Raw genomic sequence first — 21,692 nt, forward strand, 5'->3', positions numbered from 1 at the left:
AGCCCGGCCGCGGACGCGGCGGGAGCGCCACCACCGGGTGTGGGGTCCCGGCGGTCGGCTGGAGCCCGCGCTAGAGGCGCGAGGCGTCGGTGCGCTGGCGCAGGACCTGCGCCCGGTAGAAGCCGCCCCGCTTGGTCCGCGGCACCACGAACTTGTCGTAGAGCGCGATGACGACGACCAGGGCGAACCAGGCGGCCGCTGCGTGCCAGTCGAGGACGGTGATGCCGAGGGCGATGAGCCCGGTGTAGATGAGCAGGAACACCGCCAGCGGGACGCCGTACCGGACGGTGAGCGGCCGGTCGAGGTTCTTGCGGGCCCGCATCCGGATGAAGAACAGCGCCATCAGGAAGTACAACGTGGCCGACCACATCGACAGCATGTGGACGATGAAGGTGAAGTCCCGCCAGTAGACGCCGATCAGGGCGAATGCGGCCAGCACCAGGATGGCCACCCACGGCACCGAGCGCGTCGAGTAGCGCCCGAAGGCCCGTGGCAGGGCGCCCTGCTGGGCATACAGCGCGACGATCTTGCCCATGGCCATGAAGAACACGCTCAGCGTGGTGTAGGTCGCGATGAGCATGGTGATCAGCGCGAGGTAGAACAGCGGGTGCGTTGTCGCCTGGCCGAGACGCTCCTGGACGATGCCGACCGTCGGGACCGGGAGCAGAAGCAGCGCCGCCAGCGGCGCGCTGGCGAGGATCGCGAAGGCCAGCGGGATCTGCCGGATCCACAGCTGCCAGGCCGCGGAGAGCAGGCCGACGTCGCGGGACTGCTTGAAGTTCTGCCACTCGTCGACGAGGACCTGCTGCACCTCGAGGATGCCTGCCATGATCCCGAGCCAGAGCCCGCCGACGGTGAACAGCGTGAGCCAGTTGACCGGGCTCGGCGACTCCCAGTTGGCCGCCCAGAAGCCGCTGTCGGCGAACAGCCACCAGACCCCGACCGCGAGCACGATGTCACCGACCAGCGTGACCACGACGAGCGCGGCCTGCACCTTGCCGGTGATCTGGTGGCCCATCAGGTTGAGCACGACAACCGGCACGATCACCACGTACGGCCAGATCGCCACCGGCACGTCCGGGAACAGCAGCGTCAGCAGCCCCTCGGCGATCAGCAGCTCCAGCCACATGAACGCGCCGTACACCGGGGCGTAGAGGATGAAGTACGAGGTGCCCAGGGAGAACAGACCGGCTTCCCGGCCGTAGGACTGGATGGAGCCGGGCTCGGGTACCGCCGTGATCATCTCGCGGTAAAGCCACCAGGCGATGTTGATCACCACTGCGCCGGCCACGAACCCGATGAGGGTCCACTTGATCCCGTAGGCACTGGCGATGAAAACGATCCAGGCCCACCCGGCGGTGAACAGCATCTCACCCGTGCCCATGGCGGACACGTCGAACCAGGACAGCGGCTTCTCGTCGACGAGGTCGAGGTCGAGGTCGTCGCCGTCCTCGTACTGCCCTTCGGGGACTTCCTTGCTGGTTGTCATTCGGTCTCCCCGGTGATGGGAACGGGATGGGAGGGACTGCAACTGCAGGACCGACGGCCGGTGACCGGACCGTCAGCACATCCGTGCGGAGGTCTCCCGGCGCTGGAGATCCGCTACGAGGTCGCCCGCGTGGCTCGTGTCGAGCTCCGGGACGTGCCCGTTCCCGGCCGCGTCCTCGGCCCCGCCGTGCACGAGGTCGTAGGTGAGGTCGGTGACGGAGTACGTCTGACCGCGCTCGTGCGGCCAGCGCCGCTCGAGCGCCGCCTCGTCGAACACCACCACCCGGCCGTCCTGGACCACGGTCTCGATGCGCCGCTTGTCCTGGAGAACGGTGATGTCGGCGACGGGGTCGCCGTCGACCACGATGACGTCGGCGATCATGCCGGGCGCGATGACGCCGACCTGGCCGTCGAGGCCGAGCATGAGGGCGCCGTGCTGGGTGCCCGCCTGGATGGCCTCGAGCGAGGACAGGCCGGCGTAGTCCATGAGCAGCTCGAGCTCCCGGGCGTGCCACTCGCCGTAGGGGGCGACGGAGAATCCAGTGTCCGTGCCGAGCACCATCTTCACGCCCGCCTCGTGAGCGCGGTGCAAGCTGTCGCCGGTCTTGTCGAGCATCCGCTTCATGCCGTCGCGCAGTGGCGCCGGCGCGCCCACCCGGTCGCCGAAGTCGGCGACGTTGGCCAGCAGTAGCAGCGTCGGGACCAGCGGCGTGCCGGACTCGGCGAGACGCTCGATCGTCGCGTCGTCCATGACGTTGCCGTGCATGATCCAGTCGATGCCGGCCCGCACGGCGGCGTCCACCTCGGCGGAACCGCGGGCGTGGATGGTGACCTTCCTACCGAGCTGGTGGGCCAGGTCGGCGATGATCTTCATCTCGTCGTCGGTGAACGCCTGGTAGTCGCCGTAGGGGCTGTCGGCCAGCTTGATGAGGTCGACACCCGCCTTGACCTGGCGGCGCACCTCGTCCTTCATCCCGTCGACCGTGTTGGCCAGGATGCCGATGGACCCCTCGGGCACGCCGACCGAGTCCGGGTACCAGTCGGTGAGGCTGTTGCTGGTACTGATGTAGCGGCCGGCGGAGGTCATCCGCGGCCCCTGGACGATGCCGTCCTTGATCGCTTCTCGCAGTCCCACGCCGATGAAGTAGCTGCCCCCCGGCTGGGAGATCCCGGTGACGCCCGCGCGCAGCACCTTCTGCGCGTGGAACGCGGCCTTGAGCGTGCGCAGCTCCGGGCTGGTGTAGAGGTCGATCTCCTCCTCGCTGCGGCTCTCGCCGTAGGTCATGTGGCAGTGCGCGTCGATGAGGCCGGGCATCACGGTCTTGCCGGTGGCGTCGATCCGGGTGAGCGGCTCACCCCGCGGCACCGCGTCGGCCGTCGCGTCCGCACCGACCCGGACGATACGGTCGCCCTCGATCAGGACGGATGTTCCGGCCGAGGCCGGCGCACCAGTGCCGTCGACGACGGTGCCGTTCTCGATGAGCAACCAGGACGAGGGCATCGCGTGCGTCCTCCAGGTCTCCGCTGAGCGCCGGCACGGTCGTGCTGCGCGGTGGATGTCGCTGTGGCGGCGAATGGTGGAGGGGCTCCGTGAATCGCGGCGAAATCGGGATGTTCCGGGCTGATCCATGCAGTTTCGGAGGCCGTTCGCGCACACGTGCCGTCAGCGACGCAGGTCCTGGAGGAGCCGGACGGTGGTGGGGGTGGGCTGGGTGCCGAGCTCGTTCAGGGCGCGCTCGCAGGCGCGGTACGCCGCGATCACGCGGTCCTGGTTGCCCAGTGCGTCGGCGATCCGCATCTCCAGACGCCAGGCGGACTCCCGGAACGGATCGGCCCGCAACACGTCGCCGACCAACCGGGCCGCCTGCCGGTAGTGCCCGGTGGCGAAGGCGATCTCGGCAGCGTCGTGCCGGGCCTCCTGCACGACGGAGGCCAGGTGCTGGCGCCGCTCCTCGGCCCAGGACGACAGCACTCCGGGTAGGTACTCCCCGCGGTCGGCGATCTCCAAGGCCTGCAACAGCGTCCGCAGCCGGTCCTGGCCGCGCAGGCTCGCCGCCTGCCGCAGCAGCGCGGACAACCGCTCGGACTCCGTGGTCACCCGGACGCCGGCGCCGAGGCCGACACGGCCGGCGGCGGGGTCGGAACGCAGGACGTCCGGCACGGCGCGGCGCAACCGGAGCACGGCCTGGCGGAGGTAGGAGCCGGCGGCGTCGTCGCCGCGGCCCGCGAACAGTACGTCGAGGAGTTCCTGGCGCGGAACGGCGTCGCGACCGCTGTTGGCGAGATATGCGAGCAGCTCGTAGCTCTTCTTCAGCCGCAGTGCCGCGTCCTCGCCGTTGACCAGGACGGCCGTCCGCCCGAACTCCGTGACGTGAACCGACGCGGCGAGCACGTCGCCGAGTTCGACGCCCAGCACCATGAGCGCGCGGCCGAGCTCGTGCCAGGGTGAATCGGCGCGACGCTCGATGTCCAGCCGCCGGGACAGCACGGCCGGGAACTCCGAGAGCGCCTGCAGCAGCAGGTGGTTCGAGCCCTGCTGCTCGGCGGCCCACAGCGCGAGGTTGGCGGCGTCGTCGGCGCCCTGCTCCTCCCCCAGCCGCCACTGAGCCTCGGCCAGGTGGACGGCGGCCGCCGGCAGCCACAGGATGCGTTCGCCCTGCCGCATGCTGACGACGGCCGCCTCCAGGCAGTCCCGGGCGCGTAGGTCCTCGCCCTCGAGCAGCAGGGCGGTCCCGAGCAGTGTGTTCGCGTGCTCGCGGATGTTCGCGTAGCGCTGCCCGATCGGATGCTGCGCCACCTCCTCGAGGACGTGCCGAGCGGCGCGCGCGTCGCTGCCCAGCCGCAGCAACAGCTCCGCCTCGGCGAGCAGGCTGAGCATGCGGAACAGCTCCGAGCCGCTGGCCACGATGCGCTCGCGTCCGGTGCGCAGGAGCCGCCAGGCCGCGTCGTGCTCGCCGAGCTCGGCCATCAGCTTCGGTCCGATCACCGCGGCGAGCCACACACCCTGCTCGTGGCTGCCCTCCAGGCCCTGGTACAGCTCGAAGCCCTGCTCGGTGTGCCCCGTGGCGAGCAACGCCCCCACCCGCCACGGCTCGGCGGCCTTCGCCGCCCAGGGCGACGACGGCGCATCGGCCAGGAGGCTGAGCCGACCGAGGTCGTAGTGGGTGCGCATGACCAGCGCGTCGAACGGCCCGCCGGTCAGCGACCCCACCGGGGTGTTCGAGGCACCCGGGATGCCGTCCACGGTCCGCATCGCGTACCGCATGGCGTCGAGCTCGTCGCCCGGCAGGGCGACGTCCAGCACCGCATTGATGTCCGCCACCCGCCCGGCGTGCAGGTAGCACCAGGCCATCAGGCTCGCCGCCCGGCTCGACGACCCGGCCAACTCGTCACGCCGGCCCCCCTCCGCCAGCTCGTCGACCAGCTGTACACCCCGGCAGTAGTCCTCGCGGCCCAGTGCCAGCATGAGCTCGGCGACGACGAGACCGGGCTGCCCGTCGTCGCGCACCGGCTTCAGCCGCTGCAGCCAGCGCTCGGCAAGCGCGAAATCGGCGCGCTCGATGACCCCGACGACGACCCGTTCGACGACCTCCAGGGCCTCGTCGAGCCGGCCGGCGGCGAAGAACTCCTCAACGGCCTCCTCGTCGTGCTGCAGCTCGACCAGGAGCTGCGCGTAGGCCCGGTGCAGCTCTCTCACCTCGGCGTCGCTGCGCCGCTGCAGCAACTCGAGGAGGTACTCACGAAACCGGGGGTGGCAACGCATCGCCTTGCCGCCGGGGTCCCAGGCCACCGGGAGCCGGCGTGAGCGCAGGCTGTGCAGGCGGACCGCCGCGTCCTGCACCCCGAGGCTCTCGGCGGCGGCCGGCGTCACCTCCTTGAGCAAGGCGGTCGAGATCAGGAACTCGCGGTCAGCCGGCGTGAGCTGCGCCAGAATCTGGGTAGCCAGGTAGCCGTGCAGCGGGTCGGCCTCACCGCCGATCCCGATGACGTGGTCCGCCGAGCGCCACGCCTCGAAGAGCACGCCCGTGACCCAGCCACCGGTCTCGACGATCGCCTCGGCGGGATCGACGTCGGGTCGGCCGGACAGCACGAGCGCATCGGTGGCCTCCTGCACCGTGAACGCGAGATCCTCCTCGCCGACCGCCGCGACGTAGGTCAGGAACGAGGCGCCACCGGCCGCGTCGAACGGTAGGACGGAACGGCTGATGATGACGAGCCGCGCGGTGGGCGGCAGGTAGCGAGCGAATGACGACACGACGGCGAGGGCTTCTGGCTCCTCGGCCAGCCGCTCCATGTCGTCGAGCACCAGCAGCAGGTTGCTGTCTCCGACGGCCTCTGCGAGCAGGCCGGCGACCTCCGGGTGCGGCAGCTGAGAGACCAGGGCGGCGCCCGCCAGCCCCTTCACCCCCGGCACCTGGCGGGCGATCGCGGCCTCGAGATAGGTGAGCAGGCGCCCGGTGACGGTGTCGGTCGCGTCGACCGCGAGCCAGGCGAACGGGCGGCGCAACTGCTGGGCCGCCTGCAGAACGGCGGTCGTCTTGCCCGCTCCTGCGGACGCGAGGACGCACACGACCCGGTGCTGCTCGATGAGTCGGCTCAGCAGGGACTCGATCCGCGGCCGTCGCACCACCGTGCCTCCGACCGGCGGCGGGGTGATCTTGAGCTGGATAACCCGCATCAGGTTGAACTCCGCTGCACCCCGATGGAGGCTCCGATCCCGTGCACTGCTCCTCATCCCGCCCGGCTGCGCCGCATCGGCCCCCGTCGATCGCGACTCTAGGCGCCCGGACCGGCCGTGAGGAGGACGCCGACCGGCGGAACTTTATGACCGCGAACTCGGTCTGCCCCCACCGATCCGGCGGGCTCATTGCATGCAACACAGCATACAAGTGATCGCAACCACACTGTGACGTGGTTAACGGCGCGCTCACGGACGCCTGCGACGGTGCACGGCCGGTCGGATTCCGGCCACACGGGGCGATCGCGCGGTCGCTCACGTACGGGAGAAGAGGAGCGCCGGATGCCCATGGTCCGCACGGGGGACGTCGACATGCACTACGAGGAGTCCGGGTCGGGTGACCCGATCGTGTGGATTCCGGGCACTGGTCTCGCCGGTTCCATGTGGCACACCCACCAGGTGGCCCACTTCCAGGACCGCTACCGGTGCCTGACCCTCGACCTGCGCGGCAGCGGCCGGACCGTCGGTGGCCACCTCCCGCCTACGGTGGCCGACCTCGCGGCCGACGTCATCGGACTGATGGACGCGCTCGACCTACCGCCCGCGCACGTCGTGGGTCTGAGCCTCGGGTCCGCGGTCGCCCAGGAGATCGCGTTGTTGCGGCCCGACCGGGTGCGCAGCGTCGTGCTGGCGGCCACCTGGTCGTCCACCGAGCGCGAGAAGCACATGCAGCGGCACTTCGCGTCGCGCCTCTACGCGCTCGAGAACGGTCCGGTGGACGTGTACGCCCAGTTCGCGTTCTGGATGTCCTCCCCCAGCGTGATCGACGAGGAGCCGGACCTTCAGGCCGCTGTGGAGGCCGAGCTCCGGCGGCACATGTCGACGCGCCTCGACGGCACGGCAGCACACTTCCGCGCGGACCTCGTGCACGAGACGGCCGAGCGCCTACCGCAGATCACCTGCCCGACGCTCGTGGTGTATGGCGAGGAGGACCGGATCACGTTGCCCCGCTACAACGAGCGGGTTGCGGCGGCGATCCCCGGCGCGGCGGTGGCACGCATCCCGCGGGCGGGTCACCTGGTCTGGCTCGAGCGGCCGGCCGAGCTGAACGGGCACATCGATGAGTTCCTGCAGACCGCGGGCGTCGCGAGTCGGATGAGCGCGTAGCGGCCGCACTGGTGTGCTGGTCGTCGCGGTCGGCCTCGGCCTGGTCCGAGGGCCGGGTCAGCTGGCGGCGGGGAGCGACGAGATCCGCAGATCGGCCGCGGGGAACGGCGGGCGATCGTCGAGGCGCAGCGAGAGCTTCCCGGCCGCCCGCCAGGCACGGGCGGTGAGGTCCCGGTCGGCGTCGGTGACGAGGTTGCCCATGACCCGCAGGGCCACGGTCATGAGTCCCCGCGAGCGCATGCCGACCGGCCCGGCCAGCGGGAGCAGGCGCGGGAGGGTGAGCAGCCCGGCGAGCCGGCGCGCGATCGAGAACGCCTGGCCGTAGTGGGTGCGCAGGGTGGCCGGCCACGCGACGGAAAGGTCCCGTTCCTGCGCGATCAGCTCGGCCACCGTGCGGCCGGTCTCCAGCCCGTAGTCGATGCCCTCACCATTGAGCGGGTTCACGCAGCCGGCGGCGTCGCCGATGAGCGCCCAGTTGACGCCGGCGACACCGGACACCGCGCCCCCCATCGGCAGCAGCGCCGACGCGTGGGCCCGGACCGGGCCGTCGAGCTGCCAGTCGTCGCGGCGGGCATCGGCGTAGTGCTCGATCAGCCCGCGCAGCCGGACACCGGCCGGTCGCCTGTCGGTGGCGAGGGTGCCCACGCCGATGTTGACCTCGCCGTTGTTCAGCGGGAACACCCAGCCGTAACCGGCGAGCACCTCGTCCTCGGTGCCGCGCAGTTCCAGGTGCGACGAGATCCACTGGTCGTCGCTGCGGCCGGACCGGATGTAACCGCGGGCCGCGACGCCGAACGCGGTGTCCCGGTGCCATTCGCGGCCGAGCACCCGACCGAGCGTGGACCGGGCGCCGTCCGCAACGACCAGGCGCGAGCACCGGACGGTGGTGGTCGTGTCGTCGGCGAGCCGGAACACCACACCGGCGACCCGCTCACCGTCCCGCACGACATCGACGGCACGGGCACCCTCGAACGGGACGGCACCGGACTCCAGCGCCGCCTCGCGGATGCGCGCGTCGAGTTCCAGGCGGGGGACGGCACCACCGTTGGCGGGCAGCGAACCCCCCGGCCAGGGCAGCTGCAACTCCTGCCCGAAGCCGGCCGCCCGCAGGCCCCGGTTCGTCCCCTGCGACCGGACCCAGTCGCCCAGCCCGAGCCGGTTGAGCTCGGCGATCGCGCGGGGGGTGAGGCCATCGCCGCAGGCCTTGTCGCGGGGGAACGTGGCGGCGTCGGCCAGCAGGACGTCGAGCCCGCTGCGGGCCGCCCATGCCGCCGCGGCCGACCCGGCCGGCCCCGCGCCCACGACGAGGACGTCGGTCGAGTCGGGGACGGCGGCGGAGACTGCTTCGGGGGCCATATCACCATTGTCCCAACTGCGTCGGGCGCCGGCCTGTTGACCTCGCCGTCGTCACGCGGCGAAGGTGAGCGGTTCGACGGCCGAGTCGAGCGACAGGCCGAAGAACCCGATCTTCACCACGATCGCGACCGCACTCGCCGCGAACGGAGCCACCCTCGGAAGACGTCGTCCCCGAAATCGTTCCGGACGCGACCGGTCGGGCCGGTGCACAGGCGCGGTGAAACGATCCCCGCTCGACCGATCCGCAGCGCGGCGCGATGATCGGGCGAACTGGAGCCCGGCATCACCGGGCTCCAGCCGTGCCCGGCCGACCCCACGGTCGGCCTGCGACCGGGGAGCGGACGAGCAACCCGCACGGCGCGCTGCTGACAGCCACGCCGTGCGAGGCCAATGCAGGTACCCGATAGGCGCGGCGCGACACCCGCCGACGCCGGTCCACGGCTCTCGGAGCCCCCGAGTGCCTCGGAGATCTCGGCGGAGCGGCTCGTCGAGGCGCCGGTAACGGACAGGTCGGCAAGGGCCACCGGAATGGGTCCCGCATCCCGGCCTGAGGGGACCAATGGCGGTATCAACTGGTTCGACCTGCGCGGCACGGTGGATGGAACGGGCGTGGCGTTGTGGCCGGGGTCCCCGACAGTGCTGGACGGCTTCGATGAGTGAGATCCCCAGTGCGCTGGGCCTACCCGCCGAGCAGGTCGCCGCCCTGCTCCAGGCCGCCGGCCGGGCTCCGTCGCTGCACAATGCCCAGCCGTGGCGTTTCCGATTGACGCCGCAGGCGATCGAGCTGCACGCAGATCCCGCCCGACGCCTGCCACGGGCTGATCCGCAGGACCGCGAACTGCGGCTCGGCTGTGGTGCGGCCCTGTTCAACCTGCGCACGGCGCTGCTCGGCCTCGGTGTGCAACCGGTTGTGACCCTACTTCCGGACCCCGACCGGCCGGAGTTGCTGGCCAACGTGGGACACGGTGGGCAGCACCCGCGCACACCGGAGATCGATCGGCTACGTGCCGCGATACCGCGGCGACACACCAATCGACGTCCCTTCACCGACACCCCGCTCATCCAGCCCGAACAGCACGCCCTGTGCCGTGCTGCGCTGGACGAAGGCGCCTGGCTGCACATCGTGGACGATCTGGTGCAGCGCGCCCGATTGAGCCGGCTGGCAGCGCGAGCCCACGACGTCCAGATGGCTGACCCGGCGTTCCGCGCCGAACTCGCCGCCTGGACCGGCGACGCGAATGACCGTTCCGATGGTGTCCCGGTCTCGGCCGGCGGCCCGTTGCCGGAGCTCCAGGACAAGTGGGTGCTGCGCGACTTCACCGGCGGTCAGGGCCGGCCCCGGGTCGCGGGCAAGGACTTCGAGGCCGAGCCCCTCATCGCCGTGCTGGGCGCGCACCTGAGTGGACCCAGCGCCGAGATCCAGGCCGGGCAGGCCCTGCAGCGGGTACTGCTCACCGCCACCGTGCACGGACTGTCCGTGTCCTTCCTGTCCCAGCTCGTGGAGGTGCCCGACATTCGGCAGCAGATGCAGCGAATGATCAGCGCAACCAGGCCACCGCAGATCGTGCTGCGCGTCGGGCACGGCTGGCCGGTGGCAGGACTCACCCCACGTCGCCCCGTCGAGGACCTCGTGCTCGCCCAGAGCGCTCCCAGCCACTGACGAGGACCGCAGACGGACCTTCTCATCGCTGCAGACCACTGACGGCGCCCATCGGGCCTCCCCGACCTCCACGACCCCGACGTCATGTCAGCTCGATCAGTCGTGCACCTGTGATCGTCTGCTCGGCACCATCGGCGGTGAAGGCCAGCCGGTACGAGGCGTCGGCCAGAGATGTTCGCAGCCGGGCTCGTGCGCGACCGGCGCGCCACACCATGGTCAGCTCTCCGGCCGGGGTGTCGAGCAGCGTGAACTCGCCGCCGAAGGCCGGGTGCGTGGTGCGGAGGCGGATCAGCCGGGTCAGCGCCCGGACCACCGGTCGCCGGAGAGCCTCGCCGACCTCGGCCTCGGTGTAGCTGCGGCGGTTGATCTCGCGCGCGTCCCCGGTACGGCCGGCGAGCCCGGGCTCGTTGTCGCCGGCGAGCAGGCCGACGTAGTAGATCTGCGGGATCCCGGGTGTGAACAGTTGCAACAGCCGGGCCAGCAGGTAGCGCCGGTCGTCCCGGCCGACGGCGTCGTACGCGGTGCAGCTCACCTGGTAGACGCCGCCCCCGCCGCCGCGCACCGTGCTCGCGCGGCTGGTGCCGCCGCTGTTCCGGGAGATCGTGGCCACCAGCGAGTCGAGCTGAGTGGCGGTCAGCAGGCCGCCGTCCGCGGTGTCCGGGCCGGGGCCCGCATCGATCATCCCGATGCCGTCGTGAGTGTCGAGCACGGTCACCGAATTGCCGGGCCGGCGGGTCAGCCAGTCGCGCAGGGGGCGGCTGTCGCCGGTGAAGACCGCGTGCAGGATCAGTGGCGCGAGCACGAAGTCGTAGACCCGGTCGACGCGCCCGGCGGCCTGAACCGTGTAGCGGTGGGGCGCGTGCACCTCGGCGAGCACCTCGAGGCCGAGCCGCCTGGCCTCGGCGGCGATGTCGACGATGAACTCGACGGTCTCGGGCGTCATGAAGCACGCGCTGCCCGCCGTCTTCACGGCGTAACCGACGGCGTCCAGCCGGACCATCGCGATCCCGCAGTCCGCGAGCTGCCGCAGCACCGCGGAGAGATACCGGCGGGCGACCGGATGATGCACGTCCAGGTCGATCTGATGGCTGGTGAAGGTGGTCCACGCCAGCCGCCTCCGCCCGCCGAGGACGGCCGGGGTGAAGGGCAGGCCCGGTCGCGGCCGGACGATGCGGACCAGGTCGGCCTCGGTCGCGCCGTGAGGGAAGACCCGGTCGTAGGTGAGGAACATGCCGGCGTACGGCGACTGCTCGCCATGCTCGACGACGTCCCGGAACTGCACGGACCGATCCGAGACGTGGTTGACGATGAGGTCGGCGACGACATCCCGCGACGCGGCGAGCCGCCGCACGTCTTCCCAGCCGCCCAGCCGCGGGTCGACGGCCAGGTGATCGATCGGGTCGAAACCGGCGTCCGCGCCGTCATACGGGAGGTAGAAGGGCAGCACGTGCACCCCGCCGAAGAGCCCGGCGAGCGGGCCGTCCAACAGTCGCGCGAGTCCGGGAAGTGATCCGCCGAGCCGGTCGGCGTAGGCGACGAGCTGGACCTGGTTCCGCATGCTGCCCTGGACCGGCCCGGGCTACCGGAAGCGGGCGAGGAATCGGGCCGCGGCCGGCAGAGCGGTCTGCGGGTCGCCGCGCAGCTGGCACTCGAGCGCGAGCCAGCCGTCGTAGGAGATCTGGTGCAGCGCACCGAATGCGGCGGCGAAGTCCAGGTGACCGGTGCCGGGCTGGAGCCGGTTCGAGTCGTCGACGTGTACGTGCGCGATCCGCGAGCCGACGGCGGTGATCGCCTTGGCCAGGTCGTCCTCCTCGATGTTCATGTGGAAGAGGTCCGCGCACACCCGGACGGAGTCGCAGCCGAGCTCCCGCTGCACCTCCTCTGCCAGGTCGGCCGCTTGCTCCAGCCGATTGATCATGTAGTCCTCGTACCGGTTGAGCGGTTCGAGGGCGAGCCAGACCCCCTCACTCGCGGCGTGCTCACCGAGCTCCGCCAGCGCCTCGAACAGCACCTTGTGGTCATCCGCGGCGCTGCGGGGCGGGGTGAACGGCGGCAGCCGCAGGCTGAACATCCCCCAACTGGCCGGGGTGAGCACTCCCTCGCCACCCAGCTCGGCGATCACGCTGATCTGCGAGCGCAGCTGGGCGACGGCATCGCGCCGCAACTCCGCGTCGAAGTGCCCGATGAAGTGATCCGTCTCCGGACATACCGTCCGCATCACCACGCCGGCGCGGACCGCCGCGCGCAGCTCCGGCAGGCGGCCGGCGAAGTGGCCGTCCCCGCGGGCGCGCAGTTCGATGCCGTCGAAACCGGCCTGGCGCGCGAAGTCGAACTTGGCCCGCAGGCCGTCGCCCGGCAGCAACTGCTCTTGGCACGAGAGCTTCATCCCCATCGGACCTTCTCCCAGGTGGGACGATGTGCGTCGCGTCACCGGCCGCTCGTGGACTCGTGATGAGCCTAGTTGCGGAAGGAGGGGCTCTGTGCCCCGAACGATGGTCCTGGACGGTCCGCGTCAGCTGCGGCTGTCCGAGCAGCCGTCCCGCCCGCTGCAACCGGGCGAGGTGCGGCTGCGCGCCCGGTTGAGCGGGATCAGCCACGGCACCGAGCTGAGCCTCTACCGCGGAACCTCCGCGTTCACCGACAAGGTGTTCGGCCGCGGCCTGCGTGCCTTCGTCGTCCCGCCGGCCGGCAGTGCGTCCGCATATCCGGTGACGCTCGGTTACGAGATGGTCAACGAGGTCGCCGAGGTCGGCTCGGGAGTCACCGCCGTCGAGGTGGGCGACCTGGTGCACACCGGCACACCGCACCAGGAGGAGACGGTGCTCGACGTGGGCGCGTCGCTGCATGCCACCTACCCGTTGGTGGTGCTGCCCACGGCCGAGCGGTTGGAACGAGCGCTGTTCGTCAGCCTCGCCGCCGTCGCGCTGCAGGCAGTCCACGACGCGGAGATCAAGCTCGGTGACGCGGTCAGCGTGCACGGGCTCGGTGCGATCGGCCTGCTGGCGATCCAGATGTGCCGGCTCGACGGCATCCAGAACGTTCTCGGCGTCGACCCGGACCCGCACCGACGCAAACTCGCCGCGGGCTTCGGCGCCACCTACGTGCTCGATCCCGCGGACCCGCACCCGCTCGGCCTGCGGATCCGGGAGCTGAACGAGGGTCGAGGCGTGGACGTGGCGATCGAGGTGTCCGGGTCCGACCGGGGGCTGCAGGGTGCGCTGGCGGCCGCCGGGCTGGGTGGCACGGTCGTGGCGGCGGGTTTCTACCAGGGCGGCGCGGCGAACGTGCGGCTCGGCGAGGAGTTCCACCACAATCGGCTCTCGTTGATCGCGTCGGTCGGCGCGTGGGGGGCGCCGCACCGGCACGCGCCGCTGTGGGACCGGCGTCGGGTCCTGGACACCGCGACCCGGCTGCTCTACACCGACCGGGTCTCGGTCGACGGGATGCTCGACCGAACGTTCCGGTTCGACGAGGCCCCCGCCGCGTACCGGTGGCTGGACGAGCATCCGCAGGGGGCGGTGAAGGTCGCCCTCGTGTACGGGGATCGGCCAGGATGAGCGGGGACGTGATCGGCGTCGGCCTGGTCGGCTACGGCACCTCCGGCGCGGACCTCCATGCCCCGCTGATCGGTGCCGAAGCACGGCTGCGGCTGCGGGCCGTCGTCTCCGGGAAGCCCGATCGGGTGCATCGTGACCTTCCGTCGGTCCCGGTCGTGCCGGAGGCAACCCGGCTACTGGACGACCCGACCGTCGAGCTGGTCGTCGTCGCCGCGCCGAACACCGTCCACCACGAGCTCGCCCGCACCGCGTTGCTGGCCGGTCGACACGTGGTCGTCGACAAGCCCTTCGTGGTCACCTCGGCCGAGGCGGACGATCTGATCGAGCTCGCGGAGCGGCAGGGCCGGCGCCTGAGCGTCTTCCACCAGCGGCGCTGGGACAGCGATTTCCTGACCGTGAAGCGGTGCGTCCGCCGCGGCGTGCTCGGCCGGGTCAGCACGTACATCGCCCGCTACGACCGCTTCAGCCCGGACCCGATGGCGCACCGGTGGCAGGAACAGGACCAGCGCGGCGCCGGCCTCCTCTACGACCTGGGCCCGCATCTGATCGACCAGGCGGTGAGCCTCTTCGGCCTGCCCGAGACCGTGATAGCCGATGTCCGCGCGCAACGCCCGGGCGCCGTCGTGGACGACTACTTCCACCTGGTGCTGGGCTACGGACAGCTGCGGGTGATCCTGCACGCCGGCTCGCTGGTGCGCGCCACCGGCCCCCGTTTCGAGGTCCACGGCGACGCGGGCTCGTTCGTCAAGCACGGTCTCGACGGCCAGATCGCGGCGCTCCTGGCCGGCGGACGACCGGGTGACCCGGGCTGGGGAACAGAGGACGAGGACCGGTACGGAACGCTCACCACCGACGCCGGCGGGCTCCCGCTGGCCGGCCGGCTCGCCGGCGTTCCGGGGGCCTACGAGTCGTTCTACCGGGAGATGGCCGCCGCGATCCGTGGGGAGGGGCCGGTGCCGGTGCCCGCCGAGGAGGCCCGCGACACGATCAAGGTGATCGAGTGCGCCCTGCTGAGCAGCAAGGACGGGCGAGCGGTGGCGGTCCGGTGACCCGGCCGCTCGCCGCCCGATCCGTGAGCCGGCCGAGCTGCTCGCCACGGCCCGACACGACTGGCAGGCACTCGCGCTACCCGAAGGCGGCCACATGGCCCCGCTGCTCCGGCCCGACCCGGTGAATCCGGTCGTCGTGGAGTTCCGGCAAGGCGGCCACCTCACCTGACGGGCCCCGCTGCTGACGTACGCACCTCCCGTCCGTCGGGGCACCGGGCGATGGGTGAGGCGAGTGCCGTGACCGCGGCACGCCCGCCGCCGGCCTGTCCGTCAGGTCGCCCCGACGCCGTCGGCTGCGCTGCGCAGCGCGGCGATGTCGAGCTTGCTCATCCCGAGCATCGCCTGCATCGCGCGCTGGGCCCGCGCCGGGTCCGGATCGGCGAACAGCTCCTCCATCCCCGTCGGTACGACCTGCCAGGACAGGCCGTACCTGTCCTTGAGCCAGCCGCACGGCCCTTCCTCCCCGCCCTCGGACAGCCGTTCCCAGTAGTAGTCGACCTCGTCCTGGGTATCGCAGTTGATCTGGAACGAGACAGCCTCGTCGAACGTGAACTCGGGGCCGCCGTTGATTCCGACGAACCGCTGACCGTCCAACTCGAACTCCACGGTCATCACCGTGCCGGCCGGTCGCGGGCCGGCCTCTGTGTAGTGGCTGACGTTCACGATGCGCGAGTTCTGGAAGACGGAGATGTAGAAGTGCGCGGCATCCTCGGCCTCGGTGTCGAACCACAGGTTCGGGGTGATCTTCTGCTGCATGGCGCTGCGTCCTCTCATACGGCGGGAACGGGCCCGCGACGGATGCTGCACCTGATGACTGTCACAAGGGGAGAAACTCATCGCTCTCTCACCGAACAGTGGCCCATGCGTCGCGGAACGGGGCTTGCGCCGCCCGCACGACCGAGTGTCAGGGCAGCGCGGTGCGACCCGATGCGGGCCGACACGTTCACGGCGGGCGGCAGGGCCGTGATGATGTCGGCATGGACCAGCGCATCAGTCTCCTCACCCTCGGTGTCGCCGACCTCGCCCGCGCCCGGGCGTTCTACGAGGCGCTCGGCTGGGGCGGCGCCCAGCAGCCCGACGAGGAGGTCTGCTTCTTCCAGGCCGGTGGGATGGTGTTCGGGCTGTGGACCGCGCTCGGTGGCCACGGCGCGCCAGGCATCGAGCTCGCCCACAACGTCCGCTCGCCCGAGGAGGTCGGCGCGGTGCTCGCGGAGGCACAACGCGCCGGCGGGACGATCGTGCGTCCAGCGGCGCTCGCCGAGTGGGGAGGCACGTCCGGCGCGTTCGCCGATCCCGACGGCTACGTGTGGGAGGTCGCCCACAACCCCGGGTGGACGCTGAAGGAGGACGGATCCGTTCGCATCTGACCGAAGGGCGTCTCGCTCGCGACGATCCGCTTCGGCCGTAGCCCTCGACAGTCGCCGGGTCACCACCCGCCGCGGCCAGTGCGGCCCAGGCCATCGAACGCCGCCGGGCCGACGCCGACTGATCACTCACGCCCCGGATGTGGTTGCGGGGCAGGGGCGGGCGCCGCGGCGCAGGGCGAGGATCGGGACGCCGGCCAGGCCCGGCAGCAGCCAGTAGCGCATGCGGCAGGTCGCGCCACAGCGGCAGATGGTGCCCGTTGTCGACGCAGAACGCCGCCTGGACCACGGCGACCACCCCCCGGTCGGGTCAGTGGTGATAGGCGTGAACGACGGCGTGGCCCTTGCCCCGCCCGATCATCCATCGGTTGAGCGGGGTGGTCAGGATGAACGCCACGAAGAGCGCGAACGCCAGCGCACCCCAGAACAGCCAATTGCTCAGACCTGCCTCCATCGCACCGGGCACGCCCAGCATGACCGCGTTGTCGATGATCTCCATGACGGCGATGGACACCGTGTCCGCGGCCAGCGCGATGCGCAGCGCCTGCCGGAACCCGACGCCCGCCCGGAGCACGCCACGCATGGTCAGGGCGTAGCCGAAGACGAACGCCAGCGCGACCGCCAGCACGACCGTCGCCAGGTTGGACAGCCCGAGGGCGGTTCCGATGACCATGCCCAGCACCTCGCCGATCGCACAGCCGGTCAGGCAGTGCAGGGTCGCCGACGCCGCGGTCGACCACGGCACCGATTCGAAGCCGCCGGCCGGGGCGCCGTGCCCGTGCGCGTGACCGCCGGCTGCGGCGTCCCGGGGTGCTGCGTGGTCAGACATGTCCAGTCCCTCTCATATACCCCGTGGGGGTAACGGCGATGAAGATACCACCTAGGGGTATCCCGTCAAGCCTGAGGGAAACACGGCACGCGCACGCGGCTCGGCTGCGGGAGGCCGTTGTCGACGTAGGCCAACCGGCCGTGCCACTAGGACGCACCACCGACCCGGCCGACGAGCAGAGGTGCCTCGATGCGGCGAGCAGGCGGCCGCACCGGGCACTGCCGCGGTCGCCTCAGCCATGTTCTCGGGGTCGGCGCGGCGGCAGCCGACGTGCACGTCCTGGCCGACCATGTGGAGCGCGGTGTTACCGGTCGACGGCCGGCGCACCGCTCGTCGTCGTCGCGCGCCGCCGGTTGCACCGGTCCTGGCAGATCCCCTCGCCGGGCGCGAACCACAGGAGGCGAGCACGCACGATCATCGCGCGCGACCTGAGCCGCGCCGGACGGGTCGGGCCGCGACGAGCAGTCCCGTCGCGTACATGACGAGCACACCGGCGGCGACGCCACCGCGACAGCGGGGGTCGAGCAGTCGGTCGTACAGCGCCGACAGGATCTGGATGATCACCCGGCAGATGAACCGGGGTGGGCACGAGGGTGCCGATCGTTCGCCGGTCAGCCGGCCGGGTCCAACAGTTCGACCGTGACGAACCGGATCTCGGCGTCGCCGACGTTCTCGAGATCGTGCAGCGCCGGGTTCGCCGGGGAGTTCTCGGTGTACTTGGTGTCGCCGACCGCGTACTCGGAGGTGGTGACCGAACCGTCCGGGGTTCGGTGGCGCGCGGTCCCGCCCGCGACCACCGTCCAGAAGTAGTTGCGGGTGTGCGCGTGGAAAGGTGCGCGTTCACCCGGCTGCAGGCGGATCTCCCAGACCCGGATCCGGTCGTTGGTGAACCACAACCGGGTGCCGACGTCGTGGTTGGCCGGCGCAGCGGCGAGTTCCTCGGCGAACTCGGCGGGGTCGAACGACTCGATCTTGATCACGCGGTCGGTCACCTTGCCACCTCAGGGAACGGGTCCGGTCACGGCGTCCTGGTCAGCGACCGACATCCTGAAGATCGGCATTCGAACGCTCGGCGCAGACAGTTGAGATCGGATTCCCGACACCCTACATAGGATCGAACGCGTATTCGAGATGTGCGGGCTCTGGTGAGTCGGACTTTCGGCAGGGTCTCGAAGCCGACGGGGCGACCACCCCGTGCTCGCCGCCGGAGTCCCCGCGGTACCAGGCGATCTCGTCGAGCTCTCCGTGGCGGACGCCGACGAGCTCGTGGGCGCCTCGCCTCGAACGGCGGCGAGCCGCTCGACGACCGCGGAGTGGGCGCACTCGGTGAGCTCGCGGGCGTTCTGCCTGACCGTGGTCGGCAATCGCCCGCTTCCCTTGACAGGGATCGGCCACCAATTTCACACTATCCGCGCTTGAAGCGCTTTAATAAATCGGCAGAACACAGCCCCGCAAGCGCACCCGCTGACCCGAATTACCCGTAAACCACCGTGGACCAGGTCGACGAACTCAGCCAGCCGCGAACAGTGAAGGGTGAGACGATGTCGGAGCAGCTCTCCGTCGCGGTGATCGGCGCCGGGATGGCCGGCCGCAGTCACGCGGCGGCGTATCGAGCGGTCAACACGGTCTTCGGGGAGGGGCTCCCCCCGATCCGGTTGGCCACGACGGGCGGCATGAGCCTGCCGCTGCTCCCAGCGGCCGTGGGCATAGCCTGACAGGGTACGCATCCGGGCGACTACCGGACGCGGCTGAGCCGGCGTCAACGACCGGTCGGCGCCAACGCGTACCGACGCATCCGGTTCAAGGACGATTCGGGAGGCACGATGCCCGGGGACACGATGGCGGCGGTGGTCTTCGACCTCGACGGCGTGCTCGTCGAGTCCGAGGAGCTCTGGGACGAGGTCCGCCGCGGTCTTGCCGCCGAGGCGGGCCGACCATGGCCCGCGGAGGCGACCCTCGCCATGCAGGGCATGAGCACGCCGGAGTGGTCGGCGTACCTGACCAGGGTGGTGGGCGTGCCCGGCCGGCCGGAGGAGGTCGCCGACACCGTCATCGACCGGATGGTCGCTCGGTACGACTCCGGGCTGCCGCTGCTGCCGGGTGCGGTCGAGGTCGTGGAGCGGCTGGGAAACCGGTGGCCCCTGGGGCTCGCGTCGTCCTCACCACGACGCCTGATCGACATCGTGCTGGAGCGAGCCGGATTGGCAGGATGGTTCCGGGTCAGCGTCTCCACCGAGGAGGTCGAGGCCGGAAAGCCCTCGCCCGCGGTCTACCGGACCGTGCTGCAGCGGCTCGGCGCCGACCCGCGGCGCTCGCTGGCCATCGAGGACTCGACCAACGGACTGCGGTCGGCCGCCGCGGCCGGACTGACGATCGTCGCGATTCCCCGGCCGACCTTCCCGCCCGCCGACGACGCGCTCGCGCGCGCCGACGCCGTCGTCGACTCACTGGACGAGATCACCCCGGAACTGGTGGTGTCAGCGGGCCGCCGACGCCGGACGGAGTAGCCACCGACCAGCCCGCGGATCACCGTCGTCACGACGGCGACGGTGGCCCGAAAGACTCTCCGGCGCGAACCGGTGAGCGAGCGCCTGCGCGGTCGGCACGGGGTCGGCATCGGCTCGCTGTCCGCCCTCTTGAATGCGGCACCTTTCCGCGCCGCTTCGGAGCACCTCGACCCGCGCTGCCATAGCGTCAGTCAGTACGTGACGGTTGCGTCGGCCGCGGGAGCGGCCTTGGGGTCCGGGCCGTAGGCGTTGGCTTCCCGGTGGCCTTCGGTGGCCTTCGGTGGCAAAGAACACGATGAGGACAATCGCACCGACCAGTGGGATGAGCTGAATCAACTGCCATCAACCCGTGCGACCGATGTCGTGCAGTCGGCGCGCTCCCACGGCCGGCGAAGGCAGCAACACGGCGAGCCCGTAGAGCCCGCCGAGCACCCCGAACCCGCCGAGGCTGAGACCGAGCGCGGCATCGATGATGGCGAGGACCACCGAGATGATCACGCTGACAAGCGTGAACATCCAGTATTCGGCGCGGCGGACGCGACCGCTGAAATCTCTGTACTGACGAAGCACCTTCAGATACCACTGCAGGGTAAACCCCGGTCCGGCAGACAGGAATCGCCCCGAGTTCGGGACAGGATGGATTGCATGGCTCGATCAAGACTTCCCGCGCGGTCCACCTATGCCGAGATGTGGTCGCCCCAGCCCTTCGCCGTAGCCGCTCGACCAGACTTGAGGACCGATCCGTAGCAGCCGGTGGACAGCCCCACCCGGGAGGTCGGAGCCACCGAGCCGCTGCGCCGAGCAGCCGACCGGCCTCCGGGGTGCATGCCCGGTGCTCGCCCTGACGCTGCCATGCTCGCAGCTCGACGCCGACGGCAGCCCCTCCCCCATCAGTCAAGCGATCCCTCAGTAACACCACCCTGTTCGGGTCAGCACACCGCTGAACTCAGCACGGCCCGCAGCTCCGCAGCCACCTCGAGATCCTCCCGGGCGATGACGACAACGGTGCGGACCGCGGCCCCGTCCGCGGACACGTCCCCATCCCCGGAAACCCCGTCGTTGCGGCCCTCGTCGAGGGCGACCCCGAGATGGGCGAGCCGGTCGGCCAGCTCGCAGCGCACCAGCGCCGAGTGCTCCCCCATCCCGCCGGTGATCACCAGCACGTCGAGGCCACCGGCCGCCACCGTCATCGCCGCGGCCTCCCGGGCCAGCCGGTGGATGAACACCTCGAACGCCAGCGACGCGCCCCCGTCGCCTGCAGCGCGCGCAGCGAGCACGTCGCGTAGATCGCCCGAGGTACCGGACAGCCCGGCGAGCCCGGAATGGTGTTCCAGGACCTCACGCAGTTCCGCGACGGAGAGCCCGGTGTGCTCGAGCAGCCACAGCACCAGACCCGGATCCACCGACCCGCACCGGGTCACCATGACCAGGCCGGCCAGCGGGGTGAACCCCATCGTGGTGTCCACGCTGCGACCGTCGCGCACCGCGCACAGCGACGCGCCGGCGCCCAGGTGGCAGGACACCATCCGCAGCGCCTCTACCCGCGCGCCCGTGATCTCGGCGGCCCGCCGGCTCGCGTACCGATGGGACAGCCCGTGGAACCCGTAGCGGCGCAGCCCCCAGCGCGCGTTCCAGGCGGCGGGCAGCGCGTAGGTGGCCGCGGCCGGCGGCATCCGGGCGTGGAACGCGGTGTCGAAGCTCGCGACCGCCGGGACCTCCGGAAGAAGCCGGGACACCGCCCGGATCCCCGCGAGGGCCCGTGGCTGGTGCAGCGGGGCCAGATCGGTGAGCGCGGCGAGCTCGTCGAGCAGGGCCACGTCGATCGGTGCGGGCCCGAGGTGACGCGGGCCGCCGTGCACCACCCGGTGGCCCACCGCGTCGACCGGTCCCGCGGTCTGCAGGAACCGCTCCAACGGCGACAAGTCGTCCTCGCCTTGCCAGCGCTGCACGGTGTGCTCGGCCACCAACCGGTCCCGTTCGTCCAACAGGGACAGCTTGAGGCTGCTCGAGCCGGTGTTGACGATCAGCAGCCGCATG

General features: G+C 71.2%; 19 protein-coding genes. 7 read left to right on the forward strand and 12 right to left on the reverse strand.

Features of this window, described 5'->3' with window-relative positions; translation table 11 throughout:
* Positions 1 to 70: 70 nt before the first annotated feature.
* From HF519_RS05570 to HF519_RS05580, 3 genes are all read right to left on the reverse strand, one after another.
* Positions 71 to 1,489 carry an APC family permease gene (locus HF519_RS05570; RefSeq protein ID WP_169410750.1) on the reverse strand — a complete coding sequence of 473 codons (1,419 nt, stop codon included), beginning with the start codon at positions 1,487 to 1,489 and terminating at the stop codon, positions 71 to 73.
* Between the two features lie 72 nt (positions 1,490 to 1,561).
* The gene (locus HF519_RS05575; protein ID WP_169410751.1) at positions 1,562 to 2,989 is read right to left on the reverse strand and encodes a metal-dependent hydrolase family protein; all 1,428 of its coding nucleotides are present in this window, start codon (positions 2,987 to 2,989) and stop codon (positions 1,562 to 1,564) included.
* 162 nt (positions 2,990 to 3,151) lie between these two features.
* Complete coding sequence (locus tag HF519_RS05580) at positions 3,152 to 6,166, reverse strand: AfsR/SARP family transcriptional regulator (protein WP_169410753.1); 3,015 nt, start codon at positions 6,164 to 6,166, stop codon at positions 3,152 to 3,154.
* 342 nt (positions 6,167 to 6,508) lie between these two features.
* Between HF519_RS05580 and HF519_RS05585 the strand changes: the two genes are divergently transcribed.
* Positions 6,509 to 7,333, forward strand: coding sequence for an alpha/beta fold hydrolase (locus tag HF519_RS05585; protein ID WP_169410754.1), 825 nt, complete (start codon positions 6,509 to 6,511; stop codon positions 7,331 to 7,333).
* A 57-nt stretch (positions 7,334 to 7,390) separates the two neighbouring features.
* Here HF519_RS05585 and HF519_RS05590 read toward each other — a convergent pair whose 3' ends face one another.
* The gene (locus HF519_RS05590; RefSeq protein ID WP_169410756.1) at positions 7,391 to 8,689 is read right to left on the reverse strand and encodes a geranylgeranyl reductase family protein; all 1,299 of its coding nucleotides are present in this window, start codon (positions 8,687 to 8,689) and stop codon (positions 7,391 to 7,393) included.
* Positions 8,690 to 9,341: 652 nt separating this feature from the next.
* On the opposite strand from HF519_RS05590, the gene HF519_RS05595 reads away from it, so the two are divergent.
* A complete protein-coding gene (locus HF519_RS05595) occupies positions 9,342 to 10,349 on the forward strand; it encodes an Acg family FMN-binding oxidoreductase (RefSeq protein WP_169410758.1) in 1,008 nt (335 codons plus the stop codon).
* 82 nt (positions 10,350 to 10,431) lie between these two features.
* Here the strand turns inward: HF519_RS05595 and gtfA are convergent, their stop codons facing one another.
* Complete coding sequence (gene gtfA, locus HF519_RS05600) at positions 10,432 to 11,907, reverse strand: sucrose phosphorylase (protein WP_169410760.1); 1,476 nt, start codon at positions 11,905 to 11,907, stop codon at positions 10,432 to 10,434.
* A gap of 21 nt (positions 11,908 to 11,928) precedes the next feature.
* Complete coding sequence (locus HF519_RS05605; RefSeq protein WP_169410762.1) at positions 11,929 to 12,741, reverse strand: sugar phosphate isomerase/epimerase family protein; 813 nt, start codon at positions 12,739 to 12,741, stop codon at positions 11,929 to 11,931.
* Positions 12,742 to 12,829: 88 nt separating this feature from the next.
* Between HF519_RS05605 and HF519_RS05610 the strand changes: the two genes are divergently transcribed.
* Both HF519_RS05610 and HF519_RS05615 read left to right on the forward strand, forming a co-directional pair.
* The gene (locus HF519_RS05610) at positions 12,830 to 13,906 is read left to right on the forward strand and encodes a zinc-binding dehydrogenase (RefSeq protein WP_169410764.1); all 1,077 of its coding nucleotides are present in this window, start codon (positions 12,830 to 12,832) and stop codon (positions 13,904 to 13,906) included.
* Positions 13,903 to 14,955 carry an oxidoreductase gene (locus HF519_RS05615; RefSeq protein ID WP_169410766.1) on the forward strand — a complete coding sequence of 351 codons (1,053 nt, stop codon included), beginning with the start codon at positions 13,903 to 13,905 and terminating at the stop codon, positions 14,953 to 14,955. The genes HF519_RS05610 and HF519_RS05615 overlap by 4 nt, the downstream gene beginning before the upstream one ends.
* 270 nt (positions 14,956 to 15,225) lie before the next feature.
* Here HF519_RS05615 and HF519_RS05620 read toward each other — a convergent pair whose 3' ends face one another.
* The gene (locus HF519_RS05620; protein ID WP_169410768.1) at positions 15,226 to 15,711 is read right to left on the reverse strand and encodes a VOC family protein; all 486 of its coding nucleotides are present in this window, start codon (positions 15,709 to 15,711) and stop codon (positions 15,226 to 15,228) included.
* Between the two features lie 221 nt (positions 15,712 to 15,932).
* On the opposite strand from HF519_RS05620, the gene HF519_RS05625 reads away from it, so the two are divergent.
* A complete protein-coding gene (locus HF519_RS05625) occupies positions 15,933 to 16,322 on the forward strand; it encodes a VOC family protein (protein WP_169410770.1) in 390 nt (129 codons plus the stop codon).
* Between the two features lie 307 nt (positions 16,323 to 16,629).
* Here HF519_RS05625 and HF519_RS05630 read toward each other — a convergent pair whose 3' ends face one another.
* The 3 genes from HF519_RS05630 to HF519_RS05640 form a co-directional block, all read right to left on the reverse strand.
* A complete protein-coding gene (locus HF519_RS05630) occupies positions 16,630 to 17,148 on the reverse strand; it encodes a DUF4396 domain-containing protein (RefSeq protein ID WP_169410772.1) in 519 nt (172 codons plus the stop codon).
* Between the two features lie 414 nt (positions 17,149 to 17,562).
* Positions 17,563 to 17,712 carry a hypothetical protein gene (locus HF519_RS05635; RefSeq protein WP_169410773.1) on the reverse strand — a complete coding sequence of 50 codons (150 nt, stop codon included), beginning with the start codon at positions 17,710 to 17,712 and terminating at the stop codon, positions 17,563 to 17,565.
* 47 nt (positions 17,713 to 17,759) lie between these two features.
* Entirely contained in the window at positions 17,760 to 18,140 is a 381-nt protein-coding gene (locus tag HF519_RS05640; protein ID WP_169410775.1) for a cupin domain-containing protein, read from the reverse strand.
* 549 nt (positions 18,141 to 18,689) lie between these two features.
* Here HF519_RS05640 and HF519_RS05645 point away from each other — a divergent pair.
* Positions 18,690 to 18,863, forward strand: coding sequence for a hypothetical protein (locus tag HF519_RS05645; RefSeq protein ID WP_246242541.1), 174 nt, complete (start codon positions 18,690 to 18,692; stop codon positions 18,861 to 18,863).
* Positions 18,864 to 18,971: 108 nt separating this feature from the next.
* Positions 18,972 to 19,655, forward strand: a complete 684-nt coding sequence (locus HF519_RS05650) for an HAD family hydrolase (RefSeq protein ID WP_169410777.1) — start codon at positions 18,972 to 18,974, stop codon at positions 19,653 to 19,655.
* 342 nt (positions 19,656 to 19,997) lie between these two features.
* Here HF519_RS05650 and HF519_RS30955 read toward each other — a convergent pair whose 3' ends face one another.
* Positions 19,998 to 20,225: a DUF805 domain-containing protein gene (locus HF519_RS30955; RefSeq protein WP_369009232.1), complete on the reverse strand. Its 228-nt coding sequence runs from the start codon at positions 20,223 to 20,225 to the stop codon at positions 19,998 to 20,000.
* Between the two features lie 359 nt (positions 20,226 to 20,584).
* Entirely contained in the window at positions 20,585 to 21,691 is a 1,107-nt protein-coding gene (locus tag HF519_RS05660; protein ID WP_169410779.1) for an acetate/propionate family kinase, read from the reverse strand.
* Between the last annotated feature and the right edge of the window lies 1 nt (position 21,692).

Origin of the sequence: Pseudonocardia bannensis, from assembly GCF_012911875.1 — a bacterium.
Lineage (GTDB): Bacteria > Actinomycetota > Actinomycetes > Mycobacteriales > Pseudonocardiaceae > Pseudonocardia > Pseudonocardia bannensis.

Coding starts and splice junctions, on each gene's coding strand:
- HF519_RS05570 (WP_169410750.1), bottom strand. CDS start 1,489: ATGACAACCAGCAAGGAAGTCCCCGAAGGGCAGTACGAGGACGGCGAC.
- HF519_RS05575 (WP_169410751.1), bottom strand. CDS start 2,989: ATGCCCTCGTCCTGGTTGCTCATCGAGAACGGCACCGTCGTCGACGGC.
- HF519_RS05580 (WP_169410753.1), bottom strand. CDS start 6,166: ATGCGGGTTATCCAGCTCAAGATCACCCCGCCGCCGGTCGGAGGCACG.
- HF519_RS05585 (WP_169410754.1), top strand. CDS start 6,509: ATGCCCATGGTCCGCACGGGGGACGTCGACATGCACTACGAGGAGTCC.
- HF519_RS05590 (WP_169410756.1), bottom strand. CDS start 8,689: ATGGCCCCCGAAGCAGTCTCCGCCGCCGTCCCCGACTCGACCGACGTC.
- HF519_RS05595 (WP_169410758.1), top strand. CDS start 9,342: ATGAGTGAGATCCCCAGTGCGCTGGGCCTACCCGCCGAGCAGGTCGCC.
- gtfA (WP_169410760.1), bottom strand. CDS start 11,907: ATGCGGAACCAGGTCCAGCTCGTCGCCTACGCCGACCGGCTCGGCGGA.
- HF519_RS05605 (WP_169410762.1), bottom strand. CDS start 12,741: ATGGGGATGAAGCTCTCGTGCCAAGAGCAGTTGCTGCCGGGCGACGGC.
- HF519_RS05615 (WP_169410766.1), top strand. CDS start 13,903: ATGAGCGGGGACGTGATCGGCGTCGGCCTGGTCGGCTACGGCACCTCC.
- HF519_RS05620 (WP_169410768.1), bottom strand. CDS start 15,711: ATGCAGCAGAAGATCACCCCGAACCTGTGGTTCGACACCGAGGCCGAG.
- HF519_RS05625 (WP_169410770.1), top strand. CDS start 15,933: ATGGACCAGCGCATCAGTCTCCTCACCCTCGGTGTCGCCGACCTCGCC.
- HF519_RS05630 (WP_169410772.1), bottom strand. CDS start 17,148: ATGTCTGACCACGCAGCACCCCGGGACGCCGCAGCCGGCGGTCACGCG.
- HF519_RS05645 (WP_246242541.1), top strand. CDS start 18,690: ATGTCGGAGCAGCTCTCCGTCGCGGTGATCGGCGCCGGGATGGCCGGC.
- HF519_RS05650 (WP_169410777.1), top strand. CDS start 18,972: ATGCCCGGGGACACGATGGCGGCGGTGGTCTTCGACCTCGACGGCGTG.
- HF519_RS05660 (WP_169410779.1), bottom strand. CDS start 21,691: ATGCGGCTGCTGATCGTCAACACCGGCTCGAGCAGCCTCAAGCTGTCC.